Source organism: uncultured Actinomyces sp., from assembly GCF_963526355.1.
Classification (GTDB): Bacteria; Actinomycetota; Actinomycetes; order Actinomycetales; family Actinomycetaceae; genus Actinomyces.
In genome coordinates this window covers 1-10531 of the sequence record NZ_CAUROW010000068.1, presented here as the reverse complement: position 1 = coordinate 10531, position 10531 = coordinate 1, and the positions used below count along the sequence as shown (strand labels likewise).

The window sequence follows — 10531 nt, the reverse complement described above, 5'->3', positions numbered from 1 at the left end:
CCCCGCCCACCCCCGCCCCCCCCCCCCCCCCCCCACCCCCCCGGGGGCGCCCCCCGGGCCCCCCCCCGGGGGGGGGGGGCCCCCCCCGGGGGGGGCCCCCCCCACGACGCGGTGATGAGGATCGCCGGATCAGGCGGCGGCTGCGGCGGGCTCCACCTTGGCGCCGTCCTCGCTCTTCCTGCCGTTCTTGTTACGTCCCAGGCCCTTGAGGAGGATGACCAGCGCGGTGCTCACGGCCGCCCCGACCAGGATCGCCAGGAGGAAGCCGGCGAAGTTGGTGATGGCGAAGGCGACGAACACCCCGCCATGGGGCGCGCGCGATCCGACGTGCATGGCCATGGTCATCGCTCCGGTGACCGCCCCGCCGGCCATGGTGGCCGGGATGACGCGCAGCGGGTCGGCGGCGGCGAAGGGGATGGCGCCCTCGGAGATGAAGGACAGCCCCAGCAGCCAGGCGCTGCGCCCGTTCTCCACCTCGGCCTTGGTGAACAGCTGCGAGCGCAGGAAGGTCGCGGCGGACATCGCCAGCGGCGGAACCATGCCGGCGGCCATGACGGTGGCCATGATCTCGTAGGGGGCGTTGTTGGCGGAGCCGGCGGCGGACAGGCCCGCGGTGCCGAACAGATAGGCGGCCTTGTTGACCGGCCCACCCAGGTCGAAGCACATCATGAGCCCGAGAATGACGCCGAGCAGCACGGCGGAGCCTCCTCCGGACATGGAGGTCAGACCGTCCTGCAGTGCGGTCATGAGAGAGGCCAGGGGCCGCCCCAGCAGCATGTACATGACAGCGCCCACCGACAGCGTGGTCCCCAGCGGGATGACGACCACGGGCATGAGCCCGCGCAACCAGGCCGGCACATTGAGCCCGGCGAGCCAGGCGGCCACGTAGCCGGCGAGGATACCGCCGATGAGACCACCGATGAATCCGGAACCGACCGACACGGCGATGGCACCCATGGCAAAACCGGGCGCGATGCCGGGCCTGCCGGCCAGGCCGAAGGAGATGTAACCGGCCAGCGCCGGGACGAGGAAGTTCATGGCTGCCTGCCCCAGCAGGAAGAACACCGAGCCGAGGTAGAGCGTCAGCCCGGAGTGGGCGGCACCCTCCACGGAGCCGGGCAGGCTCCACAGGGTGTAGTCGTGAGCGACCGCCTCGGCCACGGACTTGTCAGCGCCCTCAGGGGTCAGGGCGATGTCGTACCCGCCCAGGAGGAAGCCCAGGGCTATGAGCAGACCACCGGCGGCCACGAAGGGGATCATGTAGGACACCCCGGTCATGACGGAGCGCTGGAGGCGCCGCGCCCAGTGCTCGGAGACCTCCTCATTCTCCTCACTCGACTCGCTGCCGGCCGGCACGCGGGCCGCACTCGGGTCGTCGGCCGCGGCCAAGGCCTTGTCCACAAGGGATCCGGCGTCGTTGACGGCGGCCTTGACACCGACGTCGATGACGGGCTTACCGGCGAAGCGCTCGCGTCCCTTGACGGGCAGGTCGTGGGCGAAGATGACGGCTGTGGCGCGCTCAATGAGGTCGGGGTCGAGGGCGTCGATCCTTCCCGACCCCTGTCCCTCGATGGCCACGGTGATGCCGCGGTCCTTGCCGGCCTGTTCCAGGGCCTCGGCGGCCATGAAGGTGTGGGCGATGCCGGTGGGGCAGGAGGAGACGCCCACGATGACGGTCTCGCCCGCCGCCGGGGCCGACGACGCATCGACCGTGGGCTTGTCGGTCGGTTCTACGGCACCTCCTGAATCCGCACCGGTCGCCTCCTCAGACCCTCCCCCGCCGTCGAGCAGCTCGGGCTGGACCTGCCCGGTGACGATCCGGGCGACCTCGTCGGCGTCGGCCGCCTGGCGCAGCGCGTCGGTGAACTCGGACTGCATGAGGCCGCGGGCGAGCTTGGCCAGGAGCTGGAGGTGGAAGTCGTCGGCGCCGTCGGGGGCCGCGATCATGAAGACGAGGTCGGCGGCCTGCCCGTCGGCGGCCCCGAAGTCGACCGGCTGCGCCAGGCGGGCGAAGCCGAGGCTGGGGGCCAGGACGTGAGCGCTGCGGCAGTGCGGGATCGCGATGCCACCGGGGATCCCGGTGGGGGCGGTCGACTCGCGCTTCTTGGCGTCGGCGGCCAGGCCGTCGGGGCTGGAGGCCCGGCCTGCGCCGGCCACGGTGGCGGCCAGGAACTCGATGACGTCTTCCTTGCCCGGGCCGGCGTCGGCGTCGAGCGCGACCAGCTCGGGGATGATCAGTGGGGTGTTCTCGGTCATTGTCTTCCTTGGTGTCCGAGTGCTTCCGCCCTGCAGGCGGCGGTTGCGTGTCAAAGATATTCGGGGGTGGTCAGAGGCGGGTGATGAACGGGTGGTGATCAGGTGGTGGACAGGTGGAGGTTGGGGACGGTCGGCTTCGGGCGGTGGTGCTGGGGACGGTCAACGGCGATCGACGGCGGCGGTGCCAGTGCTCCCTGAGACCTGCCGGCGCCGCCGGTTCATTCGAGACGGGTGACGACGGATGACTGCTCGGGCAGGTCGGCGGGCGTGGGCAGGGTGGTGCCGGGCAAGGAGGCGGCGGCCGATCCGTGGGCCATGGCCGAGCTCAGGCGCTCGGCCTCGTCGCCGCCGTTGACATCGGCCAGGATGTAGCCGGCCACGGAGGAGTCCCCGGCCCCAACGGTGGAGACCACCGGGACCTTCGGGGCGGTTGCGTGCCAGGCCCCGTCGGCGGTCACCAGGACAGCGCCAGCGGGCCCGAGCGTCACCATGACGGCCCCGATTCCCAGGCCCACCAGGAGGCGGGCAGCGTCGACGACGGGGCCGTAACTCCCCTCGGCAGCCCCCTCCTCGAGGGCCATGGCGCGCTCTGCAGGCAGACCGGTGAGCTGGCCGAGCTCCTCGCCGTTGGGCTTGATGAGGTCGGGGGCCGAGTCGGGCAGCTCGGCGGCCAGGGCGGCCAGGGGCTCGTCGGAGGTGTCGACGGCGATGCACAGCCCTGGGGCGGCCTCGCGCAGCAGCTTGACCAGGCGCGCGTACCAGTCGGTCGGCACGCCCGGCGGCAGGGAGCCGGACAGGACCGCCCAGTGGTGGGGAGTGGTTCCGGCTGGCAGCGGCGTGGTCGCCAGGGTCTCCAGCAGGGCGTGCTCGACGGCGTCGATCTCCTGCTCGCTCAGGCCCGCCCCCAGCTCGTTGAGCTTGGTGGTGGTGCCATCGGGCTCGGTGACAGCGGTGTTGATGCGGGCGGCGCCGGCCACCGGCACCGGGTGAACGGTGAGCCCGGGCAGCTCGAGGGCGTCGAGTGCGGTGAGAATGGGGTCGTACTCGGCGGCGGGCAGGACGGCGGTGGCGGCGCGCCCGGAGTTGGACAGGACGCGGGCGACGTTGACGCCCTTGCCCCCGGGCTCCATGACGACGCCGGTCAGGCGCTGGACGGCGCCGCGCTGGAGGGGCCCGGCAAGGGAGACGGTGCGGTCGAGGGACGGGTTGGGTGTGAGGGTCAGGATCATGCGACAAGGACCTCTGTTTCGGTGGTGGCGAGCTGTTCGGTCAGTGCGGGCGGGAGCTCGACGTCGGTGACCAGGAGGTCGACGTCGGCCAGGGAGGCGAAGGAGACCAGGTGCTCCTGGCCGATCTTGGTGGAGTCGACCAGGGCCACCACCTGGCGGGCGCTGCGCACCATGGCGCGTTTGACGGTGGCCTCGTCGGGGTCGGGTGTGGACAGCCCGTGGGCGGCGCTGACGCCGTTGGCGCCCAGGAGGGCAACGTCGACGCGCAGGGCGGAGAGTGCCTCGACGGCCTCAGAGCCGACGGCGGCCTGGGTGAGCCCCCGCAGCTGGCCGCCCAGGATCCTCACCCGGGTGTGCCCGACTGCGGCCAGGGAGGCCGCGGTCAGGACGGAGTTGGTGATGATGGTGAGCTCCCGGTCGGTAGGCAGGAGGCGGGCGAGCGCCCCGGTGGTGGTGCCGGCGTCGACCAGGACAGTGGTGCCGGGTTCCGGGCCCAACCATTCCAGGGCGGCGCGGGCGATGGACTGCTTGGCGGAGGTGTTGACCTGCTCGCGCTGGGCCACGCCGGTCTCCGGCAGGGCGGGGGCGGGGATAGCACCGCCGTGGACCTTGCGCAGGGCGCCGCAACGGTCCAGGGCGGTCAGGTCGCGGCGGATCGTCTCAGGGGTGACGTCGAAGCGCTCGGCGAGCTCAGCGACGAGGACGCGCCCTGCGCCGCGCACCTGCTCCACGATCCGGTTGTGCCTGTCCTCGATGCGCATACTCACCCCTGACGTCGGTGTCGGCGGCAGATGATGCCTGTTCGGACATCGATCCCACCTTAAATGTTTGAGCAGACATTAGTGTATGTCCGTTCAGACATTCATGTCTACCCCCGAGTGACTCACAATACATTCAATCGGTTGTTCCGAACACAGGGGTCTGTCCGACAGGGGCCGCCGGGATCGGCGATACAGACAGGCGCTGTCCACATCTGCCGCAAAGACCCGCAACACAGTCTGGTCACCGAAGGAAAACCGCATGATCCCGCGGTTTTAGCAACGGTCTCGCTCAACCGAGAGGCTCTTTGCGGCAGATGTGGACACGGACGCCACCATGGGCGCACGGATCGAGGACGGGCCTCAGGCCGAGCGACGCCGGAGCAGGCTCAGGTAGCCGCCGACGGCGAGCAGGGAGAGCGCGAGAGATCCCGCGCCGAGCGAGGCACCGGTGCGAGCCAGCCGGCTGCCGTTCTCCGGCGCGGCCGCCCGAGCAGGCGCCTGGGCCGACTCCGGAACGCTGGTACCGGCCGCTCCGGCGGACATGGGTTGCGCGCTCGCGGGCGGCTCTGCAGCACCACCCGGCTCAGGAGCCGGCATGGCGTGACCACCCGTGGCACCACCTGCGTCACCACCGGCACCGTCACCCGCATCGGCGGCGACCTCGACGGAGAAGCTGTTGAGGACCGCGCCCGCCGAGTCGAGGGTCTCGACCGAGACCCAGCGGCAGGTGGCGGCCTGCGCCGTACGGCAGGCGCGGGTGGGAGCGTCGGCTGGGACCGCGAGGTCGAAGGCGGCCTTGCCGGTGGTCGGGCCGGTGGGGTCGATGGTGAGGTCGAGGTCCTGGCGGAGAATCTCCGTGCTCCCCGAGCTCACACGCACACGTCGGGCGCCGGCGGTCTGCTCGGAGGCGTTGGTGTAGGCCAGGGAGTCCAGGGTGACCGTGACCGTCCCGGCGCCTGCGGGCGCGGGCGTCACGCTCATCCCGGTCTGCCGCTTGGAGTAGCCGGCCTTGACGGGTTGGTCGCCGAAGGAGGCCAGGTAGGCGGAGGTGACGTCCCGGTCGAGGACGCCGGTGTTGGTCGACGGCTTGTCCTTGAGGACCGTGTAGCCGTCGCCCCCGGTCAGCAGGAAGGAGTTGGAGGCGACGACGAGCGTGTCGCCGTCGGCCAGCGGCTCGCCGTCGACCCGGATCTCGCGGATCGCGGGAGCAGCGGAGCCGCCCGGGGTGCTCGCCTCGGTGAGGACGTCGACGTTGCTCGACAATCCCAACGTGAGCACCGGCCGGCTGGAGCCGGGCTGCCACTGCTGGGACAGGAGGGTCTTGAGGTCCGCTCCAGTGAGGATCGTGTAAGCCATCTCGTTGCCGAAGGGCTGGACCGTGTAGGCCTCGCCGGAGGTCAGGACGCCATCACCCTCGGCACCGGAGGCGGCGTGAAGAAAGTCGGCGCGCACACCGCCGGCGTTCATGATGCCCACGTAGCGGGTGGAGCCGGTCGGCTGGATGTCGGTGGCGAGCCAGCTGCGGAAGGAGTCGGCGATGAGGTCGGAGGCGGTGGACTCGGTGCCGCGGTTGGCGCCGGGGCCGGAGCCGTCCGAGCCGCGCAGGAAGTCCGACCCGATCTTGGCCAGCGGCTTGCCGCCCTCGATGGCGGAGTCCTTCTCCGCCTGGGTGACGATCCCGGCGACGCCATAGGCGTCCGTGGCGCAGCTCGAGCTGCGCAGGTCCTCGTTGTCGGCGCTGACCACGGTGGTCCTCCGACTGGCGGGGTCGTAGCTGAGGCGGATGCGGCCCAGCGCCCAGCCGTAGTGGTCGGCCTGGACGACAGCGATCTGGTTGCCCTCAGCGCCGGTGACGGTCTGGGCGAAGGGCACATGGGTGTGTCCGGAGAACACGGCGTCGACGCTCCCGCCGAAGCCGGTGGCGGTGGTGGCGGCGTCCTCATGACTGAGAACGACGACGACGTCGGCCTCGCCGTTGGCGGGGTCGCCGTCCTTGAGCTCGGCGGCGCGGGCGTTGGCGGAGGCGACCGCGGGGCTCAGGGTGAGAGTGGACAGGGCCGAGGGCGACACGAGAGTGGGCAGCTCGTCGGTGACGACACCGACGAAGCCGACGCGCACGCCGTCGACCTCCTTGATGAAGGCACCCCGCCCGTTGCCCTCGGCGGCCAGGGGCGCCGAGCCGGAGACGTTGGCGGCCAGGACCGGGAAGTCGGAGGCGGGCAGGATGCGGTCCTCCAGGTCGGTCAGGCCCTGGTCGAGCTCGTGGTTGCCCAGAGCGGAGGCGTCCAGGCCCATGGCGTTGAGGACCTCGGTGGTGGGGCGGTCCTGGAGGATGGAGGAGACGTAGGCCGAGCCGCCCACGGAGTCGCCGGCGGAGACGAACAGGGTGTTGGGGTTGGAGGCGCGGGCGGCGGAGACCTCGCAGGCCAGGGTGACGGCGCCGGGGTCCTCGACGGAGGTCTGGCCGGTGTCACGGTCCGTCTGGGTGGTGCGGGAGATGTGGCCGTGCAGGTCGGTGATGCCCAGCAGATCAATGGTCGTGGCAGAAGCGGCGCCGGCGGCCGGGGCAGCGGCGGGTGGCGCTGGTTCGGCGGCGCCGGCCGTCGGGGGGAGAGTGAGCGGGCCGAGGGCGACCAGGGCGAGCACGGTCAGGGCAGCGCCGGCCCGGGTGGCGTGGGCGGGAAGCAGTCGCATGTCAATCCTTAAGGCAGTCTCTGTCAGGCGCTGGGATCGTGGTCGGGGCAGTCATACGGGGACAACGGTGGGGAGGGGGCACACCCAACCGTATGCTTCCTGCCGTCTTTGCGCAGTCTTTTTCACGAGACCAGGACTACCCGGGTCCGTCGGTGGCCGGAACCGCCCCTTCCCTGTTCACCCAACAACGACGACGTCCGCCGCCTCGTTCTCGGAGGCGACGGACGCCGTCGCTATGGGCGCAGGACCGGATCGACCGGGTATCAGACGATTCCGTGGGCGATCATGACGTCGGCAACGCGGGTGAAACCGGCCGCGTTGGCGCCGAGCACATAGTCGCCGGGGCGACCGTACTCCTCGGCCGCGGCGACGCAGGAGTCGTGGATGTCGGCCATAATGCCGGTCAGCTTGGACTCGGCGGTGGCGAAGTCCCAGCGGGTGCGGCCGGCGTTCTGCTCCATCTCCAGGGCGGAGGTGGCCACACCACCGGCGTTGGCGGCCTTACCGGGACCGAACAGGATACCGGCCTCCTGGAAGGCCTCGACGGCCTCCGGGGTGGAGGGCATGTTGGCGCCCTCGGAGACCACGCCGCAGCCGCCCCGCAGCAGGGTGGCCGCGGCGTCGCCGTCGAGCTCGTTCTGGGTGGCGCAGGGCAGGGCGACGTCGCCGGGGACGTCCCACACGGATCCACCGGTCACGAGACGGGCGCCGGGGCGGCGCTCGACGTAGTCGGCCACGCGTCCGCGCTCGACCTCCTTGACCTGCTTGAGCAGCTCGAGGTCCACACCGGCCTCGTCGACGACGTAGCCGGAGGAGTCGGAGAAGGTGATGGGGGTGGCACCGAGCTGCTGGGCCTTCTCGATGGCGTAGATCGCCACGTTGCCGGCGCCGGAGACGATAACCTTCTTGCCCTCGAGGGACTCGCCCTTGGTGGAGAGCATGGACTGAGCGAAGAGCACCGTGCCGTAACCGGTGGCCTCGGTGCGCACGAGGGAGCCGCCCCAGGCCAAGCCCTTGCCGGTGAGGACTCCGGCGTCGTAGGAGTTACGCAGGCGCTTGTACTGGCCGAACATGTAGCCGACCTCGCGGCCACCCACGCCGATGTCGCCGGCGGGCACGTCGGTGGAGGGACCGATGTGGCGGGCCAGCTCGGTCATGAAGGACTGGCAGAAGCGCATGACCTCGGCGTCGGAGCGGCCGTGCGGGTCGAAGTCGGAACCGCCCTTGCCGCCGCCGATGCCCTGGGCGGTCAGGGCGTTCTTGAAGATCTGCTCAAAACCGAGGAACTTGATGATGCCGGCGTTGACCGAGGGGTGGAAGCGCAGGCCGCCCTTGTAGGGGCCCAGCGCGGAGTTGAACTCGATGCGGAAGCCGCGGTTGACGTGGACCTGGCCAGCGTCATCGACCCACGGGACCCGGAACATGATCTGACGCTCGGGCTCGACGATGCGCTCCAGGAGGGCACCCTCGGCGTAGTGGGGGTGCTTGGCGATGACGGGACCGAGTGACTCCAGCACCTCGTGGACGGCCTGGTGGAACTCGACCTCTCCACGGTTGCGAGCGACAACCTGCTCGTAGACCTTCTCGACAACGTCCTGCATGAGGGACTCCTTCGCCTAGCGGATTAGCTCAGCACCTGGCTGGTCGCCGCGGCACCGGGAGAAGACTTCCACCGAGACGTTCACTGAGATGAAACATCTCGCGATCCGGCGGAAACATACGCGTCGAAAAGGCCGCATATCGGACGTTCAAGCAGCGGAGATCACAGTTCCCGGATGATCCGGTCATGAGCAGTCAGCCACGTTCAGACAGTCCGGACAGGTCAGGCAGCTCGGCCTCTTCAGCCGGGCCGACGACGCCCAGTGCCCCCGGCAGCGAGGCCCACGAAACGGCCCGCTACACCCACGGTCACGGCACTGCGGTCCTGAGCGCGCACTCCCGCCGCGGCGCCGCGGACTCGGCCGCCCATCTCCTCCCCCACCTGAGCGCTGGCCTGGACCTGCTCGACGTCGGCTGCGGGCCGGCAACCATCACCGCGGACCTGGCCGAGCGCGTCGCTCCCGGCCGGGTCGTGGGCCTGGATGCTGCTCCCGGCGCCCTGGAGGCGGCTCGCACGATACTGACCGAACGGGGTCTGTTCGGGCAGGTGGAGCTGACCGCTGGGGACGTCATGGCCCTGCCCTTCGACGACGACTCCTTCGACGTCGTCCACGCCCACCAGGTCCTCCAGCACCTCGGTGACCCGGTGGGGGCTCTGGCCGAGATGCGGCGCGTCACCCGTCCCGGCGGGATCGTGGCGGTGCGCGACGCCGTCTACTCCGCCATGACCTGGTTCCCGGAGCCTGAGGGCATGAACCTGTGGCGCTCGGTCTATATGGCCACGGCCCGGACCAACGGGGGCGAGCCCGACGCCGGGAGCCGGCTGCTGTCCTGGACCCGGGCGGCGGGCTTCACCGACGTAACGGCCTCGGCCTCCACCTGGTGCTACGCCACGCCCGCCGACCGGGCCTGGCAGTCGGAGACCTGGGCACAGCGGTGCCTGGTCTCCTTCGGCCCCCAGGCGGTCGAGCTGGGCCTGGCCAGCAGCGCTGATCTGGAGACGATGGCCGAGGCGTGGCGGCAGTGGGGCAGCAGCGAGGACGCCTGGTTCGTCGTCGTCCATGGCGAGGTCATCGCCCGGCCCTGACGGCGGATGCACGAGATCGGCCGGCACCGTGAGTCTTCGTGCCGGCCAGAGAGGAGGGCGGCTCCGACATCGGCCCCCGTCGGGGCCGGGGTTACCGCACCCTGGCGGCCGCTGGGCCCCGTCCCCCGCCTCCATCGGCAGGTGAGGCAGTCAACACCGCGATATCCGCATCATGGCCACCACGGCACCGGGGCGGGAGTCAGGTGCCGAGTCCCCAGATCGAGGCCGCGCCCGACGCAGTGAAGCGGAAGCCGGAGGCGAGCAGCGCATGGGGGACCGCACGCTGGGAGGCGCCGAGCAGCTCGGCGAGCATGCTGCCGATGCTGCCGGCCGCCCCGGTCCTGCCCACCCGGTTCAGCAGGACCTGGGGCACCACCGTCATCGAGGGCGGGCCGCAGGCTCGGGACAGCAGCCGGTGGAGGTCGCGGTTGCGCAGGGGCTCGGGCGCGGTCAGGTTGACCGGCCCGCGGACGTCGTCGTGCTCGATGGCCCATAGGAGCCCGGCCGCGGCGTCCTCCAGCCCGATCCACGGCTGCCACTGGTCGCCGCGGCCGAGCCTGGCCCCCGCCCCCACCCGGTAGGCAGCGCCGAGGATCCTGCCCAGCCCGCCAGAGGGGCTGACCACCAGGCCCGTGCGGGACTGGACCGTGCGCAGTCCGACCCGTGCCGCCGGGCCCGCAGCGGCCTCCCAACGCAGGCACAGCTCGGACAGGAACCCCTCACCCGGGCCGCACGCCTCGGTGAGGATCTCATCGCCCCGATCCCCGTAGAAGCCGGTGGCCGACCCACTCAGCAGGACCCCAGGCCGCCCCGCCGGGGGCAGGCCCGCGGCGACCCGGGCGATGAGGGCGGTGGTGGACAGGCGTGAGACCACCAGCGCGCGACGGCGCGCCGGTGTCCAGGGG

General features: G+C 71.3%; 7 protein-coding genes. 1 reads left to right on the top strand and 6 read right to left on the bottom strand.

The window, feature by feature from the left end:
- Positions 1-129: 129 nt before the first annotated feature.
- The 5 genes from RWR81_RS10680 to gdhA all read right to left on the bottom strand — a co-directional run bounded on the left by RWR81_RS10680 (position 130) and on the right by gdhA (position 8541).
- Positions 130-2256 carry a fructose-specific PTS transporter subunit EIIC gene (locus RWR81_RS10680; protein WP_314457612.1) on the bottom strand — a complete coding sequence of 709 codons (2127 nt, stop codon included), beginning with the start codon at positions 2254-2256 and terminating at the stop codon, positions 130-132.
- A gap of 218 nt (positions 2257-2474) precedes the next feature.
- Entirely contained in the window at positions 2475-3485 is a 1011-nt protein-coding gene (locus RWR81_RS10675; protein ID WP_314457610.1) for a 1-phosphofructokinase family hexose kinase, read from the bottom strand.
- Positions 3482-4246 (bottom strand): DeoR/GlpR family DNA-binding transcription regulator, encoded by a 765-nt coding sequence (locus RWR81_RS10670; protein ID WP_314457608.1) that lies wholly within the window; start codon positions 4244-4246, stop codon positions 3482-3484. The genes RWR81_RS10675 and RWR81_RS10670 overlap by 4 nt, the downstream gene beginning before the upstream one ends.
- Positions 4247-4606: 360 nt before the next feature.
- Positions 4607-6940 (bottom strand): 5'-nucleotidase C-terminal domain-containing protein, encoded by a 2334-nt coding sequence (locus RWR81_RS10665; RefSeq protein ID WP_314457606.1) that lies wholly within the window; start codon positions 6938-6940, stop codon positions 4607-4609.
- A gap of 263 nt (positions 6941-7203) precedes the next feature.
- Entirely contained in the window at positions 7204-8541 is a 1338-nt protein-coding gene (gdhA, locus tag RWR81_RS10660; RefSeq protein WP_314457604.1) for an NADP-specific glutamate dehydrogenase, read from the bottom strand.
- 185 nt (positions 8542-8726) lie between these two features.
- Here gdhA and RWR81_RS10655 point away from each other — a divergent pair, with 185 nt between their 5' ends.
- Complete coding sequence (locus RWR81_RS10655) at positions 8727-9626, top strand: methyltransferase domain-containing protein (protein ID WP_314457602.1); 900 nt, start codon at positions 8727-8729, stop codon at positions 9624-9626.
- Positions 9627-9825: 199 nt separating this feature from the next.
- On the opposite strand, the gene RWR81_RS10650 is transcribed toward RWR81_RS10655, so the two are convergent.
- Positions 9826-10531: TIGR01777 family protein (locus RWR81_RS10650; protein WP_314457600.1), on the bottom strand; the 706-nt coding region annotated here is incomplete at its 5' end.

Excerpts from the sequence above, each read along its gene's own strand:
- RWR81_RS10680 (WP_314457612.1), bottom strand. The coding sequence starts at position 2,256 with ATGACCGAGAACACCCCACTGATCATCCCCGAGCTGGTCGCGCTCGAC.
- RWR81_RS10675 (WP_314457610.1), bottom strand. The coding sequence starts at position 3,485 with ATGATCCTGACCCTCACACCCAACCCGTCCCTCGACCGCACCGTCTCC.
- RWR81_RS10670 (WP_314457608.1), bottom strand. The coding sequence starts at position 4,246 with ATGCGCATCGAGGACAGGCACAACCGGATCGTGGAGCAGGTGCGCGGC.
- RWR81_RS10665 (WP_314457606.1), bottom strand. The coding sequence starts at position 6,940 with ATGCGACTGCTTCCCGCCCACGCCACCCGGGCCGGCGCTGCCCTGACC.
- gdhA (WP_314457604.1), bottom strand. The coding sequence starts at position 8,541 with ATGCAGGACGTTGTCGAGAAGGTCTACGAGCAGGTTGTCGCTCGCAAC.
- RWR81_RS10655 (WP_314457602.1), top strand. The coding sequence starts at position 8,727 with ATGAGCAGTCAGCCACGTTCAGACAGTCCGGACAGGTCAGGCAGCTCG.